This is a genomic window from Streptomyces sp. NPDC003720 (assembly GCF_042875075.1).
GTDB lineage: Bacteria > Actinomycetota > Actinomycetes > Streptomycetales > Streptomycetaceae > Streptomyces.
In genome coordinates, this window is record NZ_JBIANZ010000008.1 from 1 (window position 1) to 24,411 (window position 24,411).

At 73.1% G+C, this 24,411-nt stretch carries 23 protein-coding genes and 1 pseudogene; 18 read left to right on the forward strand and 6 right to left on the reverse strand.

Features of this window, described 5'->3' with window-relative positions; genetic code table 11:
- The 3 genes and pseudogenes from ACFYU0_RS22210 to truA all read left to right on the forward strand — a co-directional run.
- A pseudogene (locus ACFYU0_RS22210) lies at positions 1 to 146 on the forward strand (DNA-directed RNA polymerase subunit alpha); the annotation flags it as partial.
- A gap of 161 nt (positions 147 to 307) precedes the next feature.
- On the forward strand, positions 308 to 799 hold the full coding sequence (gene rplQ / locus ACFYU0_RS22215) for a 50S ribosomal protein L17 (RefSeq protein ID WP_351672000.1): 492 nt from the start codon (positions 308 to 310) through the stop codon (positions 797 to 799).
- Positions 800 to 891: 92 nt separating this feature from the next.
- Positions 892 to 1,746, forward strand: coding sequence for a tRNA pseudouridine(38-40) synthase TruA (gene truA, locus ACFYU0_RS22220; RefSeq protein ID WP_389303651.1), 855 nt, complete (start codon positions 892 to 894; stop codon positions 1,744 to 1,746).
- 1 nt (position 1,747) lies between these two features.
- On the opposite strand, the gene ACFYU0_RS22225 is transcribed toward truA, so the two are convergent.
- A complete protein-coding gene (locus tag ACFYU0_RS22225; protein WP_389303654.1) occupies positions 1,748 to 2,629 on the reverse strand; it encodes a hypothetical protein in 882 nt (293 codons plus the stop codon).
- A 288-nt stretch (positions 2,630 to 2,917) separates the two neighbouring features.
- Between ACFYU0_RS22225 and rplM the strand changes: the two genes are divergently transcribed.
- The 3 genes from rplM to glmM all read left to right on the forward strand — a co-directional run bounded on the left by rplM (position 2,918) and on the right by glmM (position 5,454).
- Positions 2,918 to 3,361: a 50S ribosomal protein L13 gene (rplM, locus tag ACFYU0_RS22230; RefSeq protein WP_351672009.1), complete on the forward strand. Its 444-nt coding sequence runs from the start codon at positions 2,918 to 2,920 to the stop codon at positions 3,359 to 3,361.
- Positions 3,362 to 3,404: 43 nt separating this feature from the next.
- Positions 3,405 to 3,917 (forward strand): 30S ribosomal protein S9, encoded by a 513-nt coding sequence (rpsI, locus tag ACFYU0_RS22235; RefSeq protein ID WP_004927169.1) that lies wholly within the window; start codon positions 3,405 to 3,407, stop codon positions 3,915 to 3,917.
- Between the two features lie 178 nt (positions 3,918 to 4,095).
- Positions 4,096 to 5,454 (forward strand): phosphoglucosamine mutase, encoded by a 1,359-nt coding sequence (gene glmM, locus ACFYU0_RS22240; RefSeq protein WP_389303656.1) that lies wholly within the window; start codon positions 4,096 to 4,098, stop codon positions 5,452 to 5,454.
- A 211-nt stretch (positions 5,455 to 5,665) separates the two neighbouring features.
- Here glmM and ACFYU0_RS22245 read toward each other — a convergent pair whose 3' ends face one another.
- Together ACFYU0_RS22245 and coaA are read right to left on the reverse strand one after the other, a co-directional pair.
- Complete coding sequence (locus ACFYU0_RS22245) at positions 5,666 to 6,613, reverse strand: DUF389 domain-containing protein (protein ID WP_389303658.1); 948 nt, start codon at positions 6,611 to 6,613, stop codon at positions 5,666 to 5,668.
- A gap of 50 nt (positions 6,614 to 6,663) precedes the next feature.
- Positions 6,664 to 7,632 (reverse strand): type I pantothenate kinase, encoded by a 969-nt coding sequence (gene coaA / locus ACFYU0_RS22250; RefSeq protein WP_351672157.1) that lies wholly within the window; start codon positions 7,630 to 7,632, stop codon positions 6,664 to 6,666.
- 181 nt (positions 7,633 to 7,813) lie between these two features.
- On the opposite strand from coaA, the gene glmS reads away from it, so the two are divergent.
- From glmS to ACFYU0_RS22265, 3 genes are all read left to right on the forward strand, one after another.
- On the forward strand, positions 7,814 to 9,661 hold the full coding sequence (gene glmS, locus ACFYU0_RS22255; protein ID WP_389303660.1) for a glutamine--fructose-6-phosphate transaminase (isomerizing): 1,848 nt from the start codon (positions 7,814 to 7,816) through the stop codon (positions 9,659 to 9,661).
- 41 nt (positions 9,662 to 9,702) lie between these two features.
- On the forward strand, positions 9,703 to 10,074 hold the full coding sequence (locus tag ACFYU0_RS22260) for a holo-ACP synthase (RefSeq protein WP_351672021.1): 372 nt from the start codon (positions 9,703 to 9,705) through the stop codon (positions 10,072 to 10,074).
- Positions 10,075 to 10,137: 63 nt separating this feature from the next.
- A complete protein-coding gene (locus ACFYU0_RS22265) occupies positions 10,138 to 11,580 on the forward strand; it encodes an NAD(P)H-hydrate dehydratase (RefSeq protein WP_389303663.1) in 1,443 nt (480 codons plus the stop codon).
- A gap of 63 nt (positions 11,581 to 11,643) precedes the next feature.
- Here ACFYU0_RS22265 and ACFYU0_RS22270 read toward each other — a convergent pair whose 3' ends face one another.
- Entirely contained in the window at positions 11,644 to 13,740 is a 2,097-nt protein-coding gene (locus ACFYU0_RS22270) for a neutral/alkaline ceramidase (protein ID WP_389303665.1), read from the reverse strand.
- 263 nt (positions 13,741 to 14,003) lie between these two features.
- On the opposite strand from ACFYU0_RS22270, the gene alr reads away from it, so the two are divergent.
- The 4 genes from alr to ACFYU0_RS22290 all read left to right on the forward strand — a co-directional run bounded on the left by alr (position 14,004) and on the right by ACFYU0_RS22290 (position 17,363).
- The gene (gene alr / locus ACFYU0_RS22275; protein WP_389303667.1) at positions 14,004 to 15,170 is read left to right on the forward strand and encodes an alanine racemase; all 1,167 of its coding nucleotides are present in this window, start codon (positions 14,004 to 14,006) and stop codon (positions 15,168 to 15,170) included.
- A 141-nt stretch (positions 15,171 to 15,311) separates the two neighbouring features.
- Entirely contained in the window at positions 15,312 to 16,580 is a 1,269-nt protein-coding gene (locus ACFYU0_RS22280) for an alpha/beta fold hydrolase (protein WP_389303670.1), read from the forward strand.
- Positions 16,537 to 17,058 (forward strand): tRNA (adenosine(37)-N6)-threonylcarbamoyltransferase complex ATPase subunit type 1 TsaE, encoded by a 522-nt coding sequence (gene tsaE / locus ACFYU0_RS22285; RefSeq protein ID WP_351672036.1) that lies wholly within the window; start codon positions 16,537 to 16,539, stop codon positions 17,056 to 17,058. Before ACFYU0_RS22280 ends, tsaE begins: the two co-directional genes overlap by 44 nt.
- A 128-nt stretch (positions 17,059 to 17,186) precedes the next feature.
- Positions 17,187 to 17,363 (forward strand): hypothetical protein, encoded by a 177-nt coding sequence (locus ACFYU0_RS22290; RefSeq protein ID WP_389303673.1) that lies wholly within the window; start codon positions 17,187 to 17,189, stop codon positions 17,361 to 17,363.
- A gap of 128 nt (positions 17,364 to 17,491) precedes the next feature.
- On the opposite strand, the gene ACFYU0_RS22295 is transcribed toward ACFYU0_RS22290, so the two are convergent.
- Positions 17,492 to 18,049, reverse strand: a complete 558-nt coding sequence (locus ACFYU0_RS22295) for a hypothetical protein (RefSeq protein ID WP_389303676.1) — start codon at positions 18,047 to 18,049, stop codon at positions 17,492 to 17,494.
- A 113-nt stretch (positions 18,050 to 18,162) separates the two neighbouring features.
- On the opposite strand from ACFYU0_RS22295, the gene tsaB reads away from it, so the two are divergent.
- From tsaB to ACFYU0_RS22315, 4 genes are read left to right on the forward strand one after another with little or no spacing between them, the layout of a single operon-like run.
- The gene (gene tsaB / locus ACFYU0_RS22300) at positions 18,163 to 18,819 is read left to right on the forward strand and encodes a tRNA (adenosine(37)-N6)-threonylcarbamoyltransferase complex dimerization subunit type 1 TsaB (RefSeq protein ID WP_389303679.1); all 657 of its coding nucleotides are present in this window, start codon (positions 18,163 to 18,165) and stop codon (positions 18,817 to 18,819) included.
- A 20-nt stretch (positions 18,820 to 18,839) separates the two neighbouring features.
- Positions 18,840 to 19,337, forward strand: a complete 498-nt coding sequence (gene rimI / locus ACFYU0_RS22305; protein ID WP_351672159.1) for a ribosomal protein S18-alanine N-acetyltransferase — start codon at positions 18,840 to 18,842, stop codon at positions 19,335 to 19,337.
- Positions 19,330 to 20,421 carry a tRNA (adenosine(37)-N6)-threonylcarbamoyltransferase complex transferase subunit TsaD gene (gene tsaD / locus ACFYU0_RS22310; RefSeq protein WP_351672047.1) on the forward strand — a complete coding sequence of 364 codons (1,092 nt, stop codon included), beginning with the start codon at positions 19,330 to 19,332 and terminating at the stop codon, positions 20,419 to 20,421. Before rimI ends, tsaD begins: the two co-directional genes overlap by 8 nt.
- On the forward strand, positions 20,418 to 20,684 hold the full coding sequence (locus ACFYU0_RS22315) for a hypothetical protein (RefSeq protein WP_351672050.1): 267 nt from the start codon (positions 20,418 to 20,420) through the stop codon (positions 20,682 to 20,684). The genes tsaD and ACFYU0_RS22315 overlap by 4 nt, the downstream gene beginning before the upstream one ends.
- 189 nt (positions 20,685 to 20,873) lie before the next feature.
- Here ACFYU0_RS22315 and ACFYU0_RS22320 read toward each other — a convergent pair whose 3' ends face one another.
- Positions 20,874 to 23,183 carry a glycoside hydrolase family 3 N-terminal domain-containing protein gene (locus tag ACFYU0_RS22320; protein ID WP_389303682.1) on the reverse strand — a complete coding sequence of 770 codons (2,310 nt, stop codon included), beginning with the start codon at positions 23,181 to 23,183 and terminating at the stop codon, positions 20,874 to 20,876.
- A gap of 184 nt (positions 23,184 to 23,367) precedes the next feature.
- On the opposite strand from ACFYU0_RS22320, the gene ACFYU0_RS22325 reads away from it, so the two are divergent.
- Positions 23,368 to 24,399: a LacI family DNA-binding transcriptional regulator gene (locus ACFYU0_RS22325; RefSeq protein ID WP_351672056.1), complete on the forward strand. Its 1,032-nt coding sequence runs from the start codon at positions 23,368 to 23,370 to the stop codon at positions 24,397 to 24,399.
- Positions 24,400 to 24,411 lie beyond the last annotated feature (12 nt).

Sequence of the window (24,411 nt, forward strand, 5' to 3'; positions counted from 1 at the left end):
CCATCGACGAGGTCAAGGCGAAGCTGGCCGGCATGGGCCTGGCCCTGAAGGACAGCCCGCCCGGATTCGACCCGACCGCCGCCGCGGACGCCTTCGGCGCCGACGACGACGCGGACGCCGGTTTCGTCGAGACCGAGCAGTACTGAGCGCTCCGCGAGGAGCCCGGTCCTGCGACCGCGGGCCGGCCGTGGCCGGTCGCGCGGTTCCCCGCGCCCCTCGGGGCGCGGGGTCTCCGACAGACAACCGTCTGCTCGGATACTGACCTCGGTACCTGATACGGCCGGGGCAGACACACAGGAGAAGAACCATGCCGAAGCCCACCAAGGGTGCCCGTCTGGGCGGCAGCGCCGCGCACGAGAAGCTGCTCCTCGCGAACCTCGCGAAGGCGCTCTTCGAGCACGGCCGCATCACCACCACCGAGGCGAAGGCCCGCCGCCTGCGCCCGTACGCCGAGCGTCTGGTCACCAAGGCGAAGAAGGGCGACCTTCACAACCGCCGTCAGGTGCTCCAGGTGATCACGGACAAGAGCATCGTCCACACGCTCTTCACCGAGATCGGCCCGCGCTACGAGAACCGCCCGGGTGGCTACACCCGCATCACCAAGATCGGTAACCGCCGTGGCGACAACGCGCCCATGGCCGTCATCGAGCTGGTCGAGGCGCTGACGGTGCAGCAGAAGGCCGTGGGTGAGGCCGAGGCCGCCACCAAGCGCGCGGTCAAGGAGTCGGACGAGGCCAAGGCCCAGGAGACCACCGAGGCCCCGGCCGAGGCTCCGGCCGAGGAGTCGAAGGACGCCTGAGGCTCTGCCTGACGCGGTAAGCGGGTCCGCCCTCCGGGGCGGGCCCGCTTTCACGTTTCCCGACCAGAGCACAGCCTTGAGAGGATCCCTGTGTGAGTGACGAAGTACAGCCCGGACACGTACGCATCCGCCTCGACCTCTCCTACGACGGCGCCGGCTTCCACGGCTGGGCCAAGCAGGCCGGCGGCAGGCGGACCGTGCAGGGGGAGATCGAGGACGCCCTGCGGACCGTGACGCGGTCGAAGGAGACGTACGAACTGACGGTGGCGGGGCGGACGGACGCCGGGGTGCACGCGCGCGGCCAGGTCGCGCACGTCGACCTGCCCGCCGAACTGTGGGCGGAGCACCGCGAGAAGCTGCTGAAGCGGCTCGCCGGACGGCTGTCCAAGGACGTCCGGGTGTGGCGGCTCAGCGAGGCGCCGGCCGGGTTCAACGCCCGGTTCTCGGCGGTCTGGCGGCGCTACGCGTACCGCGTCACCGACAACCCCGGCGGCGTGGACCCGCTGCTGCGGGGGCACGTCCTGTGGCACGACTGGCCGCTCGACGTGGACGCGATGAACGAGGCCGCGCGGGCGCTCGTCGGCGAGCACGACTTCGCCGCCTACTGCAAGCGGCGCGAGGGCGCGACCACGATCCGCACCCTCCAGGAGCTGAGCCTGGTGCGCGGCGCGGACGGGGTGGTCACGGCCACGGTCCGGGCCGACGCCTTCTGCCACAACATGGTGCGCTCGCTGATCGGCGCGCTGCTGTTCGTGGGGGACGGGCACCGGGGCCCGGAGTGGCCCGGCAAGGTGCTGGCCGCCGGGGTACGGGACAGCGCCGTGCACGTCGTACGGCCGCACGGGCTGACCCTCGAGGAGGTCGGCTATCCCGCCGACGAGCTGCTGGCCGCCCGGAACAAGGAGGCCCGGAACAAGCGGTCGCTTCCGTCGGCGGGGTGCTGCTGAGCTACCGGTTCGCCGCCGCGGAGGCCTGTGCCTGGCCGCGGCGGTGGATCTGGTTGACGGTGAACTGGGCCAGGTCGTCGCCGGTGCGGAACACCTTGGTGTCCTTGGTGGTGACGTTCTTGCCGCCGGTGAAGCCGCTGATCGTGAAGTAGGCGTAGCGGCCGTAGGCGTTCGTGGTCGTCCGGCAGATCGCGGAGTCGCAGAAGTCCTTGATGCCCTTGCCCGCCAGGGAGTTCACCAGGCTCTTCCTGCTGCCGGCCTGGGACTTCACCTTCGTGGCCTGCGCCTCGTCGTCGAAGACCGCGACGCCGACCGTGACGGCGATGTCGCCGTTGGCGTAGCTCACCCGCATCAGCCGGGTGCAGCCGTTGGCGGTCAGGATCTTCGGCAGGTTGCCGCCGGTCGCCGAGGCGCAGTTCCTCGTGTCGGCGGTGGCGCCCTTCTTGTACACCGTCTGGCCCATGGTGAGCTGCGTGCCCGGGAACAGCGTCTCCGGGCTGAGCGGGGCGGTGTCCTTCTTGGCGCTGGCTATGAAGTCCTTCGGGTCCAGCGGCGGCGGGGCGCTGGTGGGCGCGAAGGACGGCGCGGTGGCCGAGCCGCTGGGCAGGGAGGCGCTGGCGGGCAGCCCGGTGGGCTTGCCGGAGGCGCCGTCGTCGCCGTTCGCGGAGACCACGGCCATGGCGACGGCCGCGCCGACGCCGATCGTGGCGAGCGCGCCGCCGCCGATGAACAGCAGCCGGCGACGCTTGTTCCGCGTCTCGGACGCCTCGGCGAGCGCGGCCCAGTCGGGGGTTCCGTCGTCACCGCCGCTGCTCCAGGGCTGCTGGGAATTAGGTTTCCAGGGATCCCACTGAGACTGGGGTCCCCCCTGCCCGTAACTCATGGGGCGCATCTTAGACGTGGGGCGGGCGATACTGGAGCGCGAGCGGCGGCATGCGACCTTTGTCCGTCGGCATGCCTCGTTTTGACCCGTCCGGGGGCGTCCAGGTAACCTGCTTCTTCGTTGTGTATTGGCTTGCTCATTCTCACGGGACGGGCCCTTACACCGGTCCACCGGGCCGATGACCAGCAACCCCACGTACGCGGTATGCGTCGCCGCAGTGGCTCAGGCTGTCGTGATCGTTTCGGTGACCTGTTCAGGACCATTCACTCGAAGCGAAGGCTACGAACCGTGCGTACGTACAGCCCCAAGCCCGGCGATGTGACGCGCCAGTGGCACGTCATCGACGCCCAGGACGTTGTTCTGGGCCGTCTCGCCACCACCGCAGCGACCCTCCTCCGGGGCAAGCACAAGCCGATCTACGCGCCGCACGTCGACGCTGGTGACTTCGTCATCATCATCAACGCCGACAAGGTGCACCTGTCGGGCAACAAGCGGACCCAGAAGATGGCGTACCGCCACTCCGGCTACCCGGGTGGTCTGCGCTCCGTCCGCTACGACGAGCTGCTGGACAAGAACCCGGAGAAGGCCATCGAGAAGGCCGTCAAGGGCATGCTCCCCAAGAACTCCCTGGGCCGTCAGATGCTCTCGAAGCTGAAGGTCTACAAGGGTGACGTGCACCCGCACGCTGCGCAGCAGCCGGTGCCGTTCGAGATCACCCAGGTCGCGCAGTAAGTCCGGCCACCCCCTAAGACTGACAGAGAATCTGAGGAGAATCGTGGCCGAGACCACTGCCGAGCAGCCGCTCGAAGAGCTTGACATCGACAGCTACACCACCGAGTCCGAGGTCCCCGTCGAGGGCGAGTACACCTCGGAGTCCATGGCCTCCCGCTTCGGCGAGCCCCAGCCGGCCGCCGGCCTGGGCCGTCGCAAGAACGCCATCGCCCGCGTCCGGATCGTCCCGGGCACCGGCAAGTGGAAGATCAACGGTCGCACCCTCGAGGACTACTTCCCGAACAAGGTGCACCAGCAGGAAGTCAACGAGCCCTTCAAGGTGCTCGAGCTCGAGGGCCGCTACGACGTGATCGCCCGTATCGCGGGTGGCGGCGTCTCCGGTCAGGCCGGTGCGCTCCGTCTCGGTGTCGCCCGTGCGCTGAACGAGGCCGACGTCGACAACAACCGCGGCCCGCTGAAGAAGGCCGGCTTCCTCAAGCGCGACGACCGTGCGGTCGAGCGCAAGAAGGCCGGTCTGAAGAAGGCCCGCAAGGCCCCGCAGTACAGCAAGCGCTAATCACCGCTGCCTGCTCGTACTCCGAACGCCCCGGCGGCACGCCTCTGTGCCGCCGGGGCGTTCGTTTATCCCAGCCCAAGGGCGTATAACGACACAAGACGCTCAAAGGCTTGTGTGATCGGATGTCGTGGCGTCTGCCATGATTCCCGGCAGCATGGACGCTTCCTCAGGAGGACAAGTGGGACGACTCTTCGGTACGGACGGCGTGCGCGGTGTCGCCAACGCGGACCTGACGGCCGAGATGGCGCTCGGCCTGTCCGTGGCGGCGGCCCACGTGCTGGCCGAGGCGGGCACCTTCGAGGGCCACCGGCCGACGGCCGTGGTCGGACGGGACCCGCGCGCGTCCGGGGAGTTCCTGGAGGCGGCGGTGGTCGCGGGCCTGGCCAGCGCGGGCGTGGACGTCCTGCGAGTCGGCGTGCTGCCGACGCCCGCGGTGGCGTTCCTGACCGGCGCGCTCGGCGCCGACCTCGGCGTGATGCTCTCCGCCAGCCACAACGCCATGCCGGACAACGGCATCAAGTTCTTCGCCCGGGGCGGCCACAAACTCGCCGACGAGCTCGAGGACCGGATCGAGTCGGTGTACGACTCCCACCGTCACGGCGAGCCCTGGGAGCGGCCCACGGGCGCCGGGGTCGGACGGGCCCGTCCGTACGACGAGGGCTTCGAGCGCTACGTCGGCCACCTGCTCGGCGCGCTGCCGAACCGGCTCGACGGCCTGAAGATCGTCCTGGACGAGGCGCACGGCGCGGCCTCGGGGGTCTCGCCGGAGGCGTTCTCGCGGGCCGGCGCCCAGGTCGTCACGATCGGCGCCGAGCCGGACGGGCTCAACATCAACGACGGCTGCGGCTCCACCCACCTGGAGAAGCTGAAGGCGGCCGTCGTCGAGCAGGGCGCCGACCTCGGCATCGCGCACGACGGCGACGCCGACCGCTGCCTCGCCGTGGATCACACCGGCGAGGAGGTCGACGGGGACCAGATCCTCGCCGTGCTCGCGCTGGCGATGCGGGAACGCTCCGAGCTGCGCTCCGACACCGTCGTCGCGACGGTCATGTCGAACCTGGGCTTCAAGCTGGCGATGGAGCGCGAGGGCATGCACCTGGTGCAGACCGCCGTCGGCGACCGGTACGTGCTGGAGGAGATGAAGGAGAAGGGCTACGCCCTCGGCGGCGAGCAGTCCGGCCACGTGATCATCCTCGACCACGCGACGACCGGCGACGGCACGCTGACCGGGCTGCTGCTGGCGGCGCGGGTCGCGCAGACCGGCCGTACGCTGCGTGAGCTGGCGTCGGTGATGGAGCGCCTGCCGCAGGTCCTGATCAACGTCCCGGACGTGGACAAGTCCCGGGTGAAGACCTCCGCCGACCTGGCCGCCGCGGTCGCCGAGGCGGAGCGTGAGCTGGGCGAGACCGGCCGCGTGCTGCTGCGTCCCTCGGGGACCGAGCCGCTGGTGCGGGTGATGGTCGAGGCGGCCGACATCGACCAGGCCCGCTCCGTCGCCGGACGCCTCGCCGACGCCGTGAAGTCGGCCCTGGGCTAGGCCCTGTCTGACAATTCCCGCCTGCCGCGCGACGCCATGCACGCGCTCTCGCCGCACCGGCCCCAGACCCGAGTACGTCCAGTACGCGGCCCTGGAGCCGGCCCGCCGAGAGCACGCACCTGACGCCGCGCGGCCGCCCTTCGGGCGACGGCGCGAATGGTCAGACAGGCCCTAGGCCCGTTCGGGGCCAGGGCCGTTCGGCGGCAAGGCCTCAGGACCGTCCGACGTTCGGCCGCTGCTGCCGCTGCCTGGCCCAGAACCACTTCTGGGTCAGCAGGGTCAGGATGCCGGCCAGGACGATGCCCAGCAGGTTCAGCAGGAGCTGGTTCGTGGAGCCGATCGTCTGGGCCGTGTCGCCGTAGGCGAGGGCCACGGCCGCGTTGGCGGCGGCGGGCACCGTCGTCACCGAGATGGCCACGCCGACCAGCGCGCCCGACTTGGCGGAGGTCAGGGACAGGGTGCCGGCGATCCCGGCCAGCACCGCCACGACGAACGAGAAGGCGTCGGGCGCGTAGACGAACGCCGTGTTGGGGCGCGCGCCCTCCAGCCCGGACCGGTGGAACAGCCCGACGGCGTCCATGAACAGGCTGAAGCCGACCGTGACCGCCATCGCCGCCGCGAAGCCCACGAGCAGCGCCGTCACCGAGCGCAGCGCCAGGCGCGGGCGGCGCTGCACCAGGGCCGTGCAGATGCCGGCCAGCGGACCGAACTCCGGGCCGACCGCCATGGCCCCCACGATCAGCACCGCGTTGTCCAGCACCACGCCGCAGGCCGCGATCATGGTGGCGAGGGTGAGGAACGCGACGTAGGTGACCGACAGGGTCGACTCCTCGTGCGTCGCCTCCGTCAGGTGCTCCCACAGCACCGCGTCCGCGGCCTCGCCGGGCGCCTCCTCCTCGGCCCGGTCGGCGCGCCGGGACAGCGAGAGGTCGATGTTCTCGACCGCGATGGAGCCCGTCCGCTCCAGGTCCAACTTCTGCAGCGCGCTGAGGAGTTCGTCGCCCGCCTCGCGGGCCACGTCGCACTGGACGACGTCCCCGGCCGGGTTCCGGGCGGCGCCCGGCAGCACGACGAGGTGGGCCGTGCCGACCGTCGTCTCGATCAGCCGCACCACCTCGTCCGTCGTGTCGGCCGGGGTGATCAGGCGCAGATGCAGCATGGCGCCTTTCTAACAGGCTTCCATGCACACGTCACATGGACACGTCGCCCCTAGAGCTTGCGCAGGCGCAGCCGCTGCACCTTGTGGTCGGCGCCCTTGCGGACGACGAGGGTGGCGCGGCCGCGGGTGGGCGCGATGTTCTCGACCAGGTTGGGCTTGTTGATCGTGCGCCACAGGGTGCGGGCGTAGTCGAGGGCCTCCTCCTCGGACACCTGGGTGTACTTGCGGAAGTACGAGTCCGGGTTCTGGAAGGCGGTCCGGCGCAGCTTGCGGAAGCGGCTGAGGTACCAGCTCTCGATGTCCTCGGCGCTCGCGTCGACGTACACGCTGAAGTCGAAGTAGTCGGCGAGACCGACCCGGGTGCGCCCGTCCTTGCCGGGCAGGGCGGGCTGCAGGACGTTGAGCCCCTCGACGATCAGGATGTCCGGGCGGCGCACGGTGAGCCGGCTGTCCGGGACGATGTCGTAGATCAGGTGGGAGTAGACGGGGGCCGTCACCTCGTCCTTGCCCGCCTTGATGTCGGCGACGAAGCGGGTCAGCGCCCGGCGGTCGTAGGACTCGGGGAAGCCCTTGCGCGACATCAGGCCGCGCGACTCCAGCTCCCTGGTGGGCAGCAGGAACCCGTCGGTCGTCACCAGTTCGACGCGCGGGTGCTCGGGCCAGCGGGACAGCAGGGCCTGCAGCAGCCGGGCGACGGTCGACTTGCCGACCGCCACCGAGCCGGCGACGCCTATCACGAACGGGGTGCCGGACTGGGAACCCTGTTCGCCGAGGAAGGTGTTGAGCGCGCTGCGCAGGCCGTCCGTGGCGCCGACGTAGAGGTTGAGCAGGCGCGACAGCGGGAGGTAGATGTCCCGCACCTCGTCGAGGTCGATGACGTCGCCGAGCCCGCGCAGCTTCTCCACCTCCTCGGCGGTGAGCGGCAGCGGCGTCTTGTCCCGCAGCGCACTCCATTCGGCGCGCGTGAGGTCGACGTAGGGAGTCGCCTCCGGCCTGGACCGGTGGGCGCTCCTGGGCATCGGGGAGACCGGTGAGATCACAGTCCATTGTTAACGGAGTTTGAACAGGGCCGCGGGGTGGGGTACGTCACGTGCGGGCCCGGCCGCGGACCCGGGCCGGGCCTCCTGCCGCGGTGGGAATTTCTGATTTCGGGCACGCGGCGGCTCTTTCGAGAGGCCGGTCGCCCGTAGGCTGCGGCACATGTGCGGAATCGTGGGATACGTGGGGTCGCAGTCGGCGCTCGATGTCGTGATGGCCGGGCTGAAGCGGCTGGAGTACCGGGGCTACGACTCGGCGGGCGTCGCCGTGCTCGCGGACGGCGGGCTGGCCGCGGGGAAGAAGGCCGGGAAGCTGGTCAACCTGGAGAAGGAGCTCGTCGACCGGCCGCTGCCGGCGGGCACGACGGGTATCGGCCACACGCGCTGGGCCACCCACGGCGGTCCCACGGACGCGAACGCGCACCCGCACCTCGACAACGCGGGCCGGGTCGCCGTCGTGCACAACGGCATCATCGAGAACTTCGCCGCGCTGCGGGCCGAGCTGACGGAGCGCGGGCACGAGCTTGCGTCCGAGACGGACACCGAGGTCGTCGCGCACCTGCTGGCGGAGGAGTTCTCCTCCTACGCCGACCTCGCCGAGGCCATGCGGCTGGTGTGCCGGCGCCTGGACGGCGCGTTCACGCTGGTCGCGGTGCACGCCGACGCGCCGGACGTGGTCGTCGGCGCCCGCCGCAACTCGCCCCTGGTGGTGGGAGTCGGCGAGGGCGAGGCGTTCCTGGCCTCCGACGTCGCCGCGTTCATCGAGCACACCCGCTCGGCGGTCGAGCTGGGCCAGGACCAGGTGGTGGAGCTGCGCCGGGACGGTGTCACGGTGACCGGCTTCGACGGCCGTCCCGCCGAGGTGCGTTCGTACCACGTGGACTGGGACGCGTCGGCCGCGGAGAAGGGCGGCTACGACTACTTCATGCTCAAGGAGATCGCCGAGCAGCCCAAGGCGGTCGCCGACACCCTGCTCGGGCGCATCGACGCGGCCGGCTCCCTGACGCTGGACGAGGTCCGGATCACGCCCTCGGAGCTGCGCGAGGTGGACAAGGTCGTCATCGTCGCGTGCGGCACGGCCTTCCACGCCGGCATGATCGCCAAGTACGCCATCGAGCACTGGACCCGCATCCCGTGCGAGGTGGAGCTGGCGAGCGAGTTCCGCTACCGCGACCCCATCCTCGACGGCCGCTCCCTGGTCATCGCCATCTCGCAGTCCGGCGAGACCATGGACACCCTGATGGCGCTGCGGCACGCGCGCGAGCAGGGCTCCAAGGTGCTGGCGATCTGCAACACCAACGGCTCCACCATCCCGCGCGAGTCGGACGCGGTGCTGTACACCCACGCCGGGCCGGAGGTGGCCGTCGCCTCCACCAAGGCGTTCCTCACCCAGTTGGTGGCGTGCTACCTGGTGGCCCTGTACCTGGGCCAGGTGCGCGGCACCAAGTGGGGCGACGAGATCAGCGCCGTCATCAGGGACCTGTCCCACATCGCGGGCGCGGTCGACCGGGTACTGGAGACCATGGAGCCGGTACGGGCGCTCGCGCGGTCGCTGGCGGACAAGGACACGGTGCTGTTCCTGGGCCGGCACGTGGGCTACCCGGTCGCCCTGGAGGGCGCGCTCAAGCTCAAGGAGCTCGCCTACATGCACGCCGAGGGCTTCGCGGCGGGCGAGCTGAAGCACGGCCCGATCGCCCTGATCGAGGAGGACCTGCCCGTGGTGGTGGTCGTGCCGTCGCCGCGCGGCCGGTCGGTGCTCTACGACAAGATCGTCTCCAACATCCAGGAGATCCGGGCGCGCGGGGCACGGACCATCGTGATCGCGGAGGAGGGCGACGAGGCGGTGGTCCCCTACGCCGACCACCTGATCCGCATCCCGGCCACGCCCACGCTGCTGCAGCCGTTGGTGGCCACGGTGCCGCTCCAGGTCTTCGCCTGCGAACTGGCCACGGCCCGGGGCAACGAGGTGGACCAGCCGCGCAACCTGGCGAAGTCCGTCACGGTGGAGTGACCTGCCGACGGCCGCGCACCGGCGCCCCGTAGGGTCTGCCCATGAGCATCATCGGGGTCGGTATCGACGTCGCCGAGATCGACCGGTTCCGGGCGTCGCTCGACCGGACGCCTGGACTGGCCGGCCGGCTGTTCGTCGACAGTGAGTTGCTGCTGCCCAGCGGGGAGCGGCGCGGCATCGCGTCCCTCGCGGCGCGGTTCGCCGCCAAGGAGGCGCTGGCCAAGGCGTTGGGCGCGCCGCCGGGCCTGCACTGGACCGACGCCGAGGTGTACGTCGAGGACAGCGGTCAGCCGCGGCTGCGGGTGAAGGGGACCGTCGCCGCGAAGGCGGCGGAACTCGGGGTGCGCTCCTGGCACGTGTCGCTGAGTCACGACGCCGGGATCGCCTCGGCCGTGGTGGTCGCCGAGGGCTGAGCGCCGCGGGCGGCTCCGTGGCGCGAGTGTGGCGGACGGCGTTCGCGGGGCACACTCGAACCCATGCGTACTGCGTACAACGTGGAGACGGTGAGGGCGGCCGAGCGGGAGCTGATGGCACGGCTACCGGAGGGCGCGCTGATGCAGCGGGCCGCCGCCGGGCTGGCCGCTGCCTGCGCCGACCTGCTCGGGCGGGTCTACGGCCGGCGGGTGGTGCTGCTCGTCGGCAGCGGGGACAACGGCGGGGACGCGTTGTACGCGGGCGCCCGGCTGGCGCGGCGGGGCGCGGGCGTCACGGCCGTGCTGCTGGCGCCGCCCGAGCGCACCCACCCGGGCGGTCTGGCGGCGCTGCGCCGGGCGGGCGGCTCCGTCACGGCGCCCGGCGGCGCCGAACGGTGGATCGCACGGGCCGACCTCGTGGTGGACGGCATCGTCGGCATCGGCGGCAGGGGCGGGCTGCGGCCGGAGGCCGAGGCCCTGGTGGACGCCGTCGAGCGGTCGGGCGCGGCCGTCGTCGCGGTGGACCTGCCGAGCGGGGTGGAGGCCGACACCGGGGAGGTGCGGGGCGCGGCGGTCCGGGCCGACCTCACCGTCACCTTCGGCACGCACAAGCCGGGGCTGCTGATCGACCCGGCGCGCGAGTACGCCGGAAGCGTGCGGCTGGTCGGCATCGGTCTGGTCCTGCCGCCCGTCGCCGAGCTGGAGGCGCTGCAACACGCGGACGTGGCCCGGCTGTTGCCGCGTCCGGCGGCGGAGAGCGACAAGTACCGGCGGGGCGTGGTCGGGATCGCCGCCGGGTCGGCGCGCTATCCGGGGGCCGCCGTGCTGGCCGTCTCCGGGGCGCTGCGCGGCGGGGCGGGCGCCGTGCGGTACGTCGGGCCGGCCGCGGACGCGGTGATCGCCCGGTTCCCGGAGACGCTCGTGTCCGACCGGGGCCCGGCGAAGGCCGGGCGGGTGCAGGCGTGGGTGGTCGGGCCCGGCGCCGGGGACGACGCGGCGACCGTGGCGGAGGTGCTGGACACCGACGTGCCGGTGCTGCTCGACGCCGACGGGCTGCGGCTGGCGGAGCGGGACGCGGTGCGCGGGCGTGCGGCGCCGACGCTGATGACCCCGCACGCGGGGGAGGCGGCCGCGCTGCTCGGGGTGCGCCGCGAGGAGGTCGAGGGGGCCAGGCTGGCCGCGGTGCGGGAACTGGCGGCGGTGTACCGGGCGACCGTGCTGCTGAAGGGGTCGACGACGCTGGTCGCCGACCCGCGGGGCGGCGCGGTGCGGGTGAACGCCACGGGCACGGGCTGGCTGGCCACCGCCGGGAGCGGTGACGTGCTGTCGGGGCTCGCCGGGTCGCTGCTGGCTACCGGGCTGCCCGCGCGGGACGCCGGGAGCGCGGCGGCGTATCTGCACGGCCTGGCCGGGCGGTTCGCCGCTTCGGGGGCGCCGGCCGGGGCCCACGACATCGCGGAGCGGCTGCCCGAGGCGTGGCGCGACGTGCGGGACGCCCTGGGCTGAGCCCCGCGACCGGGGGCCCGGCGCGCCGCCGGTGCGGCGCGCCGGCCCCTGTCGGTGTCCGGCTCAACGCACGGTGAAGGCCGGGGACTTGCCGGTGATCGGGGTGACGGTGCCGAGCAGGTTCCGCGCGTCGCCGCGGTACACGATCCGGTACGTGCCCGGGGCGGTGTCCTGCGGGATGTCCCAGGTGACGGTGACCTTGGAGGCGGCGACGCCGTAGCGCTCCCAGTGGAACCTGGTCGCCCAGTCGCCGTCGTCCGCGATCCGGCGCCAGGCGCCGCCGGGGTCCTGGCGCTGGATCTCCAGGTACGTGCCGCCCCGGTGCAGGTCGTTGCCCGGGTGGGCGCCGGCGAAGACGACCCGCGCCCGGTCGCCGGCCCGGTAGCCGTCCTGGGGCGTCTCCAGCACGTCCCCGAACGACTTGAGGACCGGCGGCGCGTCCAGCACCACGCCGGGCTGAAGAGCGAGGACCGTGCCGGACAGGTCCGGGGCCTCGGGGCCGAGGGGCAGCTCGGTGCCGTCGCGCAGCGCGGTGGCGAGAGCGGCCGCCGTCTGCTGCAGCGCCGGGAGCTGCCAGCGGCCGAACAGGGTGCTGCCGCCCTCGTACTGCTGGGAGTCGTACTCCTCCGGGGTGGTCAGGTAGTGGAAGTACGCGTTGGCGTATCCGGCGACCAGCACGTCCTCGAGGTCGGCGCCGACGATCTCCGCGACCGTGCGCCGCAGCCGCAGGCCCGCGCAGATGGTGACCTCGCCCGGGATGCCGACGAGGTACAGCCGGCCGATGCGCACCAGCATCACCGGCACCCGCTCCTGGACCCACGGGTAGACGCGGTTCATCTCGCCGATGGGCACGAAGACGTCCTTGGGCGCCTGCGCCTCCTTCAGCTCCGGCGAGACGGTGTAGATCACGGAGTCGGACACCGCGTCCCAGAAGGGGTTCTCGCCTTCCTGGAATCCCGGGAAGGCCGGCCCGTCCTCCATGCTCCCGGCGGCCATGGAGGCGCCGATGCAGGGCTTGGAGGTGCGGTGGGTCCGCCCGTCGCCGGTGAACTCGGGGCGCACCGCGACGTCGGAGAGGTCGACGTAGACCAGCCGGGAGTCCACCGGGCCGGTCAGCGTGACGCCCGGCTCGTGCAACTGCGCCGCGGCGGCCTCGTACTGCCGCAGCCCGCTGGCGTGGGTGTGGGCGAAGTCCTCCGGCGTGGTCGGGGGCGACAGGTCCAGGTTGAGGGACATGTCGCCGCTGTTGGTCTGCGCGAACGCCGAGACGAACGCCGGGGAGCCGTCGGCCAGGTAGTCGACGCCGTTGACCTCGCGCTCCCAGTGGTAGGCGGCGAACCCCTTGTTGTCCGCGCTGATCACCCGGTTGTCCCCGGACATGCTGGTGCCGTGCACCGGGAACCAGTTGACGGCGCCCACCGCCCGGCCCTCCCGCTCCACCCGCAGCAGCGTGGTGTGCGGGTCGACGCCGTCCGGGAAGTGGTCGCGGTCGGCCTTCGGGTTGCGGTCGAAGGCCACCCGGGAGCGGTTGGCGCTGGCCCCGGTCAGGGTCCCGTGGCTGAGGACCAGGCCGGAGGGCGCCAGATCGTCGTGGGCGCGCCGGGCGGCCTCGACGAGACCGTCCGCCACGGCCTCGAAGGTCTTGCGGTGGAACCCGAACGTGGTCGCGTTGTACAGCAGATGGTGCGAGTAGCCGCCGGGACCGGCGTGGGTGTGGGTGGCGGTGATGAGCACGTTCTGCTCGGTGTAGAGGTCGCCGTACCGCGCGGCGAGACGCCGCAGCACCTCCTGGTGCACGCTCTCGAAGATCATCGGCGAGTCCGCGACGATCAGCAGGACGCGCCGGCCCGTGGCCCGGTCCACCACCACGAACCCGCGGGCCCGCAGACGCGTGTGCAGCCCGGCGGCCTGCTGGTCGAACCGGCCGTAGCCCATCATGCCGACCTCGGCGACCTCGCCGGTGGCGTCGGCGACGCCCCGCCCGACGAGGTAGGTGGTGTCACCGCCGGACGGGGTGTCACCCGCGGACGCCGTGCCGTCGGCGGTCGCGGCGCCGGCCGGCGCCGGCCCGGCCAACTGGGCGCCCGCCAGGCCGAGGCCGGTGAGGGCTCCCGCGGCCAGGACGGTACGCCGGCTGCGGGCGGGGCGTTCCGTGGACATCTGCTGCTCCTCGGCTCGGTGGGGGGTGCGAACGCGAAGTGGAGAACGGGAAGTGCCGAACACGCCGGGAAGGAACTTGAACAATGTTCAAGTTTTCCGTGCGCCATTGCTACACCTGCCGCCGCGGGCGCCGCAATACCCGTGCGGCAACCTCCACGCGGTCGCCGTGCCTTCGCCGCGACGCCCCCGCAGGACGGCCTTCGGCGGCCCTCCGGACGGTGCGCCCGGGGGCCGCCGCGGTCCTCTGAGACACTGGGGGCGCCATGAGTGAGACTGTTGCTGAGCCGACCGCGCCTCTGCGGGCCCGGGCCGAGATCGATCTGGCCGCCCTGCGCGCCAATGTGCGGGTCCTGCGGGCCCGGGCGCGGGGCGCGGCCCTGATGGCCGTCGTCAAGTCCGACGCGTACGGCCACGGGGCGCTGCCGTGTGCCCGCGCCGCCGTCGAGGCGGGCGCGACCTGGCTGGGCACGGCCACCCCGGAGGAGGCGCTCGCGCTGCGCGCCGCCGGCCTGGACACCCGCGTCCTGTGCTGGCTCTGGGTGCCCGGCGGGCCCTGGCGGCAGGCCGTCGAGGCGGACATCGACGTCTCCCTCAGCGGGATGTGGGCGCTGCGCGAGGTCACCGAGGCCGCCCGGCAGGCGGGCCGGCCCGCGCGGGTGCAGCTCAAGGCCGACACCGGGCTCGGACGCAACGGCTGCCAGCCCGCCGACTGGCCCGAACTGGTCGACGCGGCCCTGCGGGCCGAGGCCGAGGGCCTGCTCCGGGTCACCGGTCTGTGGTCGCACTTCGCCTGCGCCGACGAGCCGGGGCACCCGTCCATCGCCGCCCAGCTCACCCGTTTCCGGGAGATGGTGGCGTACGCCGAGGAGCGTGGCGTGCGCCCCGAGGTCCGCCACATCGCCAACTCCCCGGCCACGCTGACCCTTCCGGAGACCCACTTCGACCTCGTCCGGCCGGGCATCGCGATGTACGGCATCTCGCCCAGCCCGGAGATCGGCACCCCGGCCGACTTCGGCCTGCGCCCGGTGATGACGCTGAGCGCGTCGCTGGCACTGGTCAAGCACGTCCCGGCCGGACACGGCGTCAGTTACGGCCACCACTACGTCACCCCGGGCGCGACCACCCTCGGCCTCGTCCCCGTCGGCTACGCGGACGGCATCCCCCGGCACGCCTCCGGCACCGGCCCGGTGCTGGTGGACGGCAAGTGGCGGACCGTCGCGGGGCGGGTGGCCATGGACCAGTTCGTGGTGGACCTCGGCGGGGACGAGCCCGAGGCCGGCGCGCAGGCGGTGCTGTTCGGTCCCGGCGACCGCGGCGAGCCCACCGCCGAGGACTGGGCGCAGGCCTGCGGCACGATCGCGTACGAGATCGTCACCCGGATCGGAACGCGTGTTCCCCGCGTCCATGTGAACGGGGCCCAGGCGGGGTAACCCCTTCAGGGGGCGGACATCCATGCCCGGTTACTCCTGCCGCCACCGGTAACACGGACACCACCGGCACCACCGGCACCAGCCCCGGCACCACCCGTTTCACCCACCCAGCGAACTGCAGTACGGCGAAGAGGAGCGGAAGTGAGCGAGAGCAGCGCGGAGGCCCTGGTGGACGCCGTCGCCTCGGCGGCCGCCGCCTCCGCGGCGGGGGCGGCCGGCAACTGGCGCAGGACGACCGGCATCGCCGGTGCCGCGATAGGCGTCCTGGCCGCGGGCGCGGCCGCCGGGGTGGCCGTCGAGCGGATGACCGTGGGCCGCGGGATGCGCCGCAGGGCCCGGCTCGTGCTCGACTCGGCCGGCCCCTACGGCACCCTGCGCGGCACCCCCGGCAAGGCGTACGCCGACGACGGCACGGAGTTGTACTACGAGGTCGACGACGTCGAGCCCGACCCGGGTCCGAACGTCTCCCCGCGCCGCCGCAGGCTCTTCGGCCGCAAGGCCCCCGCCCCCGTCACCGTCGTCTTCTGCCACGGCTACTGCCTCAGCCAGGACTCCTTCCACTTCCAGCGGGCGGCCCTGCGCGGGGTCGTGCGCACCGTGTACTGGGACCAGCGCAGCCACGGCCGCTCCGCACGCGGGGTGGCCCAGACCCAGGACGGCGTGCCCCTCACCATCGACCAGCTCGGCCGCGATCTGAAGGCCGTCCTCGACGCGGCCGTGCCGGACGGGCCGATCGTGCTGGTCGGGCACTCCATGGGCGGGATGACGATCATGGCGCTGGCCGCCCACTTCCCGGAGCTGATCCGCGACCGGGTCGTGGCCACCGCCTTCATCGGCACCTCCTCCGGACGGCTCGGCGAGGTCAACTTCGGGCTGCCGGTGGCCGGCGTCAACGCGGTGCGCCGGATACTCCCCGGAGTGCTGAGGGCGCTCGGGCAGCAGGCGGAACTGGTCGAGAAGGGGCGCCGGGCCACCGCCGACCTGTTCGCCGGGGTCATCAAGCGGTACTCGTTCGCGTCCCGGGACGTCGATCCCGCCGTGGAGCGGTTCGCCGAACGGATGATCGAGTCGACGCCGATCGACGTGGTCGCCGAGTTCTACCCGGCCTTCACCGAGCACGACAAGACCGAGGCGCTGCTCTGCTTCCGGGACTTCCCCGTGCTGGTGCTGGCCGGGGTGCAGGACCTGGTCACGCCCAGCGAGCACAGCGAGGCCATCGCCGACCTCCTCCCGGACGCCGAACTGGTGCTCGTGCCGGACGCCGGGCACCTCGTGATGCTGGAACACCCCGAAGTGGTCACCGACCGCCTGGCCGACCTGCTCACCCGCGCGGGCGCGGTGCCGGCAGGGGCTACCGTAAGTGGCTATGGAACAGCCAGCAGCACCAGCAGCACCGCACGACCCCGCTGAGACCCGGCTGACCATCACCTCTCCCGAGCAGATGCGGGAGCTGGGCCGCCGCCTGGCCAAGCTGCTGCGCTCGGGTGACCTGGTGATGCTCAGCGGCGAGCTGGGCGCGGGCAAGACCACGCTGACCCGCGGGCTCGGGGAGGGGCTCGGCGTGCGCGGCGCGGTCACCTCGCCGACCTTCGTGATCGCCCGGGTGCACCCCTCCCTGGGCGACGGGCCGCCGCTCGTCCACGTGGACGCCTACCGGCTCTCCGGCGGTCTCGACGAGATGGAGGACCTCGACCTCGACGTCTCCCTGCCCGACTCGGTGATCGTCGTGGAGTGGGGCGAGGGCAAGGTCGAGGAGCTGACCGACGAGCGGCTCCAGGTCGTCATCCACCGGGCCGTCGGCGACACGACCGACGAGGTCCGGCACGTGACGGTCACCGGGCTCGGGCAGCGGTGGGCGAGCGCGGACCTGGACACGCTCGCGGCCTGACGACGACCTCTTTCCGACAAGGCGTCGGTAACATATTGCGCAGGATGTCCCGGGCGTGGTCACATGGAGTCCCCGCTCGTGGTTAGGCATACCTAACCGCGTCTGCCCCCGCACGTGAGGAGGCGTCCATGTCCGCTTCTCGGTCCACGGAGCCGCCGGTCGAGCCGCCCGTGGTCGGCGGGGTGTCGATGCGTGAGCTGCTGGCGTCGTGCGAGGCCGCCCGCGCCGTCTCCCGGCCCCCGTGCGAGCCGGCCCCGTCCCGGCCGGAACACCCGGTGGGACCGGAGCGGTGCCGGGCCGCGTGACCGGCGTCCCGTAGCCGCGGGACGAGTGCCGCCGGGAGCGGCACGGGTGAGCGCGGCCGCGTCCGGCGAGCCGGCCCCGGCGGCGGCCCCGCGCACCTGCGGGCGCCGGGCGGTCCGCCCCGCGAACGTCAGCGGATCACCACCACGGGTACGCCGATCGTGGCGAATTTCCACATCGCCTCGCCGTCCTCGCGCCGCTCCCGGATGCCGCCCGTCTTCACGCCGTCCCCCGTGACGGGGTCCCCGCCCCGCACCGCCGCGCTGAAGCCGATCACCACCCCGTCCACGCTGGTGAACCGCACGACGTGCTCGATGGGCAGGCCGTCCGTGCCGGTGACCGCGTTCGATCGGGACGTGACCCAGTACCTGCCCGCCGGCGGGTCCACGGTGCCGGGTTTCACCCCGAAGCTGCGCTGGACCCGGTTGTGGTCGTCGACCAGCCAGACTCTGTCGTCGTCCACCGAGTACACGACCCGTTCACCCGTTCCGGAACCGCTCGGCAGGGCGCCCGGGTGGAGTCGGTCGCGCGGCGCCTTGCCGGTCGCCGAGGCGGACGCCGCGTTCGGCCCGGGCCTGCCGCTCAGGTTCGGCGGGACGGTCGCCTGTGCCTGGTAGGTGAGGAATCCGACGACGCCGATGGCCACCGCGGTGAGGCCGGCCACGATCCCCGAGCTGGTCCCTGCCACGCGCGCCCACCTCTGTTTCGTGCCATATGTCGTACTTCGTACGAACCGTAGCAGTCGGTCACCGCCGCACCCGTACGGCGATGCGAGCGGCGCGAGCGCCGTAGGCTGTTCGCGTGCTCTTGCTCGCTCTGGATACCGCCACCCCCGCCGTCACCGTCGCGCTGCACGACGGAACGGACGTCATCGCGTCGTCGAGCCAGGTGGACGCCCGCCGGCACGGAGAGCTGCTGCTGCCGGCCGTCGACCGGGTGCTCGCCGAGGCCGGGCTCAAGCTGGAGGCCGTCACCGGCATCGTCGTCGGCGCCGGGCCCGGGCCGTACACCGGTCTGCGGGTCGGCCTGATGACCGCCGACACCTTCGGCCTCGCGCTCGGCGTCCCTGTGCACGGCCTGTGCACCCTGGACGGCCTCGCCTACGCCGCCGACATCGAGAAGGGCCCCTTCGTCGTGGCGACCGACGCCCGGCGCAAGGAGGTCTACTGGGCGACCTACGCCGACTCCCGCACCCGCCTGACCGACCCGGCCGTCGACCGCCCCGCCGACATCGCCGAGCGGGTCGCCGGACTGCCCGCGGTCGGCGCCGGCGCGCTGCTCTACCCGGACACGTTCCCGAGCGCCCACGAGCCGGAGCACGTGTCCGCCGCCGCCCTCGCCGCGCTGGCGGCCGAGAGGCTGGCCGCGGGCGAGGAGCTGCCGGCGCCGCGCCCGCTGTACCTGCGCCGCCCCGACGCGCAGGTCCCCAAGAACTACAAGGTGGTCACCCCGAAGTGACGGAACCTCGACTGCGTGAGATGCGCTGGTGGGACATCGACCCGGTCCTCGGGCTGGAACGGGAGCTGTTCCCCGACGACGCCTGGTCGAGGGGCATGTTCTGGTCCGAGCTGGCCCACGCCCGGGGCGGCGAGGCCAACCGGCGGTACCTCGTGGCCGAGGAGGACGGCCGGATCGTCGGGTACGCGGGCCTCGCGGCCTCCGGCGACGTGGGCGACATCCAGACCATCGCCGTCGCCCGCTCCCACCAGGGCACCGGCCTCGGCGGCCGCCTGCTGACCGAGCTGCTGAAGGCGGCCACCGCCTTCGAGTGCGCCGAGGTCATGCTCGAGTGCCGGGTCGACAACCTGGCCGCCCAGAAGCTCTACGAGCGCTTCGGCTTCGTGCCCATCGGCTTCAGGCGCGGCTACTACCAGCCGGGGAACGTCGACGCCCTGGTGATGCGCCTGACCACAGCATCCGACAGCGGCCCCGCCGCGGACTCACCCCCAGTACAAGGAACCGAGATCAATGGCTGACGAACCTCTCGTCCTCGGCATCGAGACCTCCTGCGACGAGACCGGCGTCGGCATCGTCCGCGGCACCACCCTGCTGGCGGACGCCGTCGCCTCCAGTGTCGACGAGCACGCCCGCTTCGGCGGCGTGGTGCCCGAGGTGGCCTCCCGGGCGCACCTGGAGGCGATGGTCCCGACCATCGACCGCGCGCTGAAGGAGGCGGGCGTCACCGCGAAGGACCTCGACGGCATCGCGGTCACCGCCGGCCCCGGACTCGCCGGCGCCCTGCTGGTCGGCGTCTCGGCCGCCAAGGCCTACGCCTACGCCCTCGGCAAGCCCCTCTACGGCGTCAACCACCTGGCCTCGCACATCTGCGTGGACCAGCTGGAGCACGGCCCGCTGCCCGAGCCGACCATGGCCCTGCTGGTCTCCGGCGGACACTCCTCGCTGCTGCTGTCCGAGGACATCACCTCCGACGTCCGCCCCATGGGCGCCACCATCGACGACGCGGCCGGCGAGGCTTTCGACAAGATCGCCCGGGTGCTGGACCTGGGCTTCCCCGGCGGTCCGGTCATCGACCGCTACGCCCGTGAGGGCGACCCGTCGGCGATCGCCTTCCCGCGCGGCCTGACCGGCCCGCGCGACCCCGCGTACGACTTCTCCTTCTCCGGTCTGAAGACCGCCGTGGCCCGCTGGATCGAGGCGCGGCGGGCGGCCGGCGAGGAGGTCCCGGTCCGGGACGTGGCCGCGTCCTTCCAGGAGGCCGTGGTCGACGTGCTGACCCGCAAGGCCGTCCGCGCCTGCAAGGACCAGGGGGTCGACCATCTGATGATCGGCGGCGGCGTCGCGGCCAACTCCCGGCTGCGCGTCCTGGCCCAGGAGCGCTGCGAGGCGGCCGGCATCCGGCTGCGCGTCCCGCGTCCCAAGCTCTGCACGGACAACGGAGCGATGGTCGCGGCCCTCGGCGCCGAGATGGTCTCCCGCAACCGCGCCGCCTCCGACTGGGACCTGTCCGCCGACTCCTCGCTGCCGGTGACCGACCCGCACGTGCCGGGGCAGAGCCATGCCCACGCGCACGAGACCGGCACGGAGAACCTGTACTCATGACGGTCGCCCTGATGTGGGAGGCCCGGGCGGCCGCGGGCCGGGGCGCGGAACTGCTGGCCTGGGCGCGTGCGCAGGACCTCGCAGGGGAGCCGCTGCGCCGGGAGACGTTCCGGGCCCCGCAGGACCGGGTGCTGGTCGTCACCTGGTGGGACGCGCCGTACGACGCCGAGCTGCCGGAACTGCCCGAACCGGACGGGGGGCTGGTGACGCGGGCGGTCCACCGGTGGCGGTTCGAGCGGGTGGACGGGGAAGCGGAAGGCTGAGGTGGCGCGCGGGCCCGATCCCGCGCTATGATCATCACACGCGAACGGCCGGAAACCCGGTCCGGACGCAGTGCGTTGGTGGTCCAAGGAAAGACGCCCCACTTCCTGTGGGGAGATGCAGGTGCAAGGCCTGCCCGGCGCTCCATCGAACACCCCGTCACCGGTTCTCCGGCGGCGGGGTGTTCGCGTTCACCCCGCCTCGGTCACCTCCACCTCGCAGCGCAGCGTCCGCTCGGGCCCGACCACCCGCACCGGACCGGTCAGCCGCAGCCGGGCGGTGTGCCGTACCTCCGCGCTGGACGGCCCGAGCCGCAGCTCCAGCGCGCCCGGCTCCACCACGCGGGCGCCGGTGCGGTCGGTGAAGGACGACAGGTCGGCGTGGAAGCGGAAGGTCAGCCGGCGGGACTCGCCGGGGGACAGCTCCAGTCGCCGGTAGCCGGTCAGCCGGACGTCCGGGCGGGTCACCGACGCCACCGGGTCGTGCAGATAGAGCTGGACCACCTCGGCGCCCGCCCGGTCGCCGGTGTTGCGGACGGTCAGCGAGAGGTCGTACGAGCCGTCCGTGCCGATCTCCGTGACGTCGCCGCCGGTGAAGTCCTCCCAGGAGAACGTCGTGTACGAGCGGCCGTGGCCGAAGGGGAACAGCGGGGTCGGGTCCAGATTGCTGACCTCGCCGGCCAGGCCCAGCGGGGGCTGGAGATAGGTCCAGGGCTGGCCGCCGGGCGCCCGCGGGACGCTCACCGGCAGGCGCCCCGAGGGGTTCACCCGGCCGGACAGGACGCCCGCGAGGGCCGGGCCGCCCTCCTCGCCCGGGAAGAAGGCCTGGACGGCCGCGCCCAGCCGGCCGTGCCAGCGGCCCAGTGCGTACGGGCGGCCGGTGAGCAGAACCAGGACGACGGGGACGCCGGTGGCGACCAGCGCGTCCAGCAACTCGCCCTGGACGCCCGGCAGCCGCAGGTCCGCCACGTCGCAGCCCTCGCCCGAGGTGCCCCGGCCGAACAGGCCCGCGCGGTCGCCGAGGACCGCCACGCACACGTCCGCCTCCGCCGCCCGGGCCACCGCCTCCGCGAAGCCCGAGGCGTCCGGGTCGGAGACCCCGCAGCCCTCGGCGAACGTCACCTTGGCGTCCGGGAGTTCGGCGCGCAGGGCCTCCAGGACGGTCGGGATCGGGATGCCGAGCGGCACCTCGGGATGGTGGGGGAGCACATGGGAGGGGAAGGAGTAGCAGCCGAGCATCGCCAGGGCGTCCGCCGCGCGGGGGCCCACCACCGCGATCCGGGTGTCGGGGGCCAGCGGAAGCAGCCCGTCGGGGTTGTCGAGCAGGACCACCGACTCCTGCGCCAGCCGGCCGGCCAGGGCCCGGTTGGGGGCCGAGTCCAGGTCGACCGGGCCGTCCGGCTCCGGCCGCCAGTCCTCGTCCAGCAGACCCAGCTCGCACTTCTGCAGCAGGACCCGCCGGGCCGCGCGGTCCACCAGCGACTCCGGGATCCGGCCCGCCCGCACCGCGCCCACGAGCGGGGCGCCGTAGCACTTCAGGGTGGGCAGTTCGACGTCGATGCCCGCCGCGAGGGCCAGGTGCGCCGCGCCGGCCTCGTCCTCCGCGACCCGGTGCTGGCTCTGCAGGAAGCCCACGCCGAAGTAGTCGGCGACCACCGTGCCCGTGAACCCCCACTCGCCGCGCAGGAGTTCGTCGAGCAGCCGGGGGTCGGCGGAGACCGGCACGCCGTCGGTCTCGGTGTAGGAGGCCATCACCGAGCGCGCCCCACCCTCGCGCAGCGCCATCTCGAACGGCGGCAGGGTCACGTCCGCGAACTCCCGCACGCCCGCCCGTACGGGGGCGAGGTTGCGGGCGCCCACCGAGGAGGCGTACCCCGCGAAGTGCTTGAGGGTGGCGACCACCCCGGCCGACTCCAGACCGCGCACGTAGGCCGCGCCGACCGTGCCGACGAGGTACGGGTCCTCGCCGATCGTCTCCTCCACCCGGCCCCAGCGCGGGTCGCGGACCACGTCCAGCACGGGGGCGAGGCCCTGGTGGACGCCGACCGAGCGCAGGTCGCGGCCGATGTGCCGGCCCAGCTCGGCGACGAGCTCCGGGTCGAAGGACGCGCCCCAGGCGAGCGGCACCGGGTACGCGGTCGCGCCCCAGGCCGTGAAGCCCGCCAGGCACTCCTCGTGGGCGACCGCCGGGATGCCGAAGCGGCCCGCCCCGGCGATGCGGCGCTGGGCGCGGGCCAGCGCCTGCGCGCCCAGCGCCGGGTCCACGGGGGCGGTGCCGAAGGAGCGGGTCAACTGGCCGAGGCCGTGGGTGATCAGCTCGTCCCAGTCGTAGTCGGCGGTCATCTCGCGCTGCAGCGGGGCGACTCCGTCGCCGTCCGTGGCGGCGCCCACCCACACTCCGTAGAGCTGCGCGGTCTTCTCCTCGAGGGTCATGCGGGAGAGCAGGTCGTCGACGCGCGCGGCGGCGGGCAGGGCGGGGTCGCGCCAAGGAGCGGTGGTCATGGAACTCCCGTCGGAAGGGTCGGGACGCCGGGCGGTACCCCGTTCGTCGGCACACTCTCGGGCTCTCGGGCGGTGGACTCTCGACTCCGCTCACGAATGTTTCGGAAAGGGTATCGAATGTTCCGGAAACCTATGGCGCGACAACACCTTCGTCAAGAGGTGCCGCAGGGATACGATCGCGGGCATGAAGCCTTCGAAGCCCGCAGAAACGCAGACGGCGACCCTCGCCGAAATCGCCAGGGAGGCCGGGGTCTCCGCTCCGACTGTTTCGAAGGTCCTCAACGGCCGGGCCGACGTGGCCCCGGCCACCCGCACCCGGGTCGAGGAGCTGCTGCGCGTCTACGGCTACCGCCGCCGGCGTGCCGAGGCCTCCCGTTCCCCGCTGATCGACCTGGTCTTCCACGAGCTGGAGAGCGCCTGGGCGATGGAGGTCATCCGGGGCGTGGAGAACGTGGCCCGGGACGCGGGGCTGAGCGTGGTGCTGTCCGAGTCGGCCGGGCGGCTCACCCCGGGCCGCACCTGGGCCGACCAGGTCGCCGCCCGCCGGCCGCACGGCGTGGTCCTGGTCCTCTCCCACCTCGACGAGTCCCAGCGTGCCCTGCTGACCAGCCGTTCCATCCCGTTCGTGGTGATGGACCCGGCCGGCGACCCGGGCCCGGACGTGCCCTCGATCGGCGCCACCAACTGGCAGGGCGGCCTCGCCGCGACCCGCCACCTGGTGGAGCTCGGCCACACCCGGATCGGCGCCATCAGCGGGCCGTCCCGGATGATGTGCAGCCGGGCCCGCGTCGACGGCTACCGGGCCGCGCTGGAGACGGCGGGCCTGCCGGTCGACCCCTCGCTCGTGGTCACCGGCGACTTCCACCACGACGCCGGCTACCGGCTGGGGCTGGAGCTGCTGCGCCGCCCGGACCGGCCCACCGCCGTCTTCGCCGGCAACGACCTCCAGGCGCTCGGCCTGTTCGAGGCCGCGCGGGAGCTGGGGCTGCGCGTCCCGGAGGATCTCAGCGTGGTCGGCTTCGACGATCTGCCGGTGGCCCGCTGGGTCGGGCCGCCGCTGACGACCGTGCGCCAGCCGCTGACCGAGATGGCCGAGGCCGCGGCCCGGCTGGTGCTGGAACTGGGCCGCGCGCAGGACGAGCGGGCGGCGACCCGGGTGGAGCTGGCGACCAGCCTGGTGGTGCGCAGCAGCACGGCGGCCCCGGCCGCCGGGTGATATGCGTGGCCG

What these genes read in the sequence shown, in the direction of transcription:
- rplQ (WP_351672000.1), top strand. Translation starts at nt 308, where the DNA reads ATGCCGAAGCCCACCAAGGGTGCCCGTCTGGGCGGCAGCGCCGCGCAC.
- ACFYU0_RS22225 (WP_389303654.1), bottom strand. Translation starts at nt 2,629, where the DNA reads ATGAGTTACGGGCAGGGGGGACCCCAGTCTCAGTGGGATCCCTGGAAA.
- ACFYU0_RS22245 (WP_389303658.1), bottom strand. Translation starts at nt 6,613, where the DNA reads ATGCTGCATCTGCGCCTGATCACCCCGGCCGACACGACGGACGAGGTG.
- coaA (WP_351672157.1), bottom strand. Translation starts at nt 7,632, where the DNA reads ATGCCCAGGAGCGCCCACCGGTCCAGGCCGGAGGCGACTCCCTACGTC.
- glmS (WP_389303660.1), top strand. Translation starts at nt 7,814, where the DNA reads ATGTGCGGAATCGTGGGATACGTGGGGTCGCAGTCGGCGCTCGATGTC.
- ACFYU0_RS22260 (WP_351672021.1), top strand. Translation starts at nt 9,703, where the DNA reads ATGAGCATCATCGGGGTCGGTATCGACGTCGCCGAGATCGACCGGTTC.
- ACFYU0_RS22265 (WP_389303663.1), top strand. Translation starts at nt 10,138, where the DNA reads ATGCGTACTGCGTACAACGTGGAGACGGTGAGGGCGGCCGAGCGGGAG.
- ACFYU0_RS22270 (WP_389303665.1), bottom strand. Translation starts at nt 13,740, where the DNA reads ATGTCCACGGAACGCCCCGCCCGCAGCCGGCGTACCGTCCTGGCCGCG.
- alr (WP_389303667.1), top strand. Translation starts at nt 14,004, where the DNA reads ATGAGTGAGACTGTTGCTGAGCCGACCGCGCCTCTGCGGGCCCGGGCC.
- tsaE (WP_351672036.1), top strand. Translation starts at nt 16,537, where the DNA reads ATGGAACAGCCAGCAGCACCAGCAGCACCGCACGACCCCGCTGAGACC.
- ACFYU0_RS22290 (WP_389303673.1), top strand. Translation starts at nt 17,187, where the DNA reads ATGTCCGCTTCTCGGTCCACGGAGCCGCCGGTCGAGCCGCCCGTGGTC.
- rimI (WP_351672159.1), top strand. Translation starts at nt 18,840, where the DNA reads ATGCGCTGGTGGGACATCGACCCGGTCCTCGGGCTGGAACGGGAGCTG.
- tsaD (WP_351672047.1), top strand. Translation starts at nt 19,330, where the DNA reads ATGGCTGACGAACCTCTCGTCCTCGGCATCGAGACCTCCTGCGACGAG.
- ACFYU0_RS22315 (WP_351672050.1), top strand. Translation starts at nt 20,418, where the DNA reads ATGACGGTCGCCCTGATGTGGGAGGCCCGGGCGGCCGCGGGCCGGGGC.
- ACFYU0_RS22320 (WP_389303682.1), bottom strand. Translation starts at nt 23,183, where the DNA reads ATGACCACCGCTCCTTGGCGCGACCCCGCCCTGCCCGCCGCCGCGCGC.
- ACFYU0_RS22325 (WP_351672056.1), top strand. Translation starts at nt 23,368, where the DNA reads ATGAAGCCTTCGAAGCCCGCAGAAACGCAGACGGCGACCCTCGCCGAA.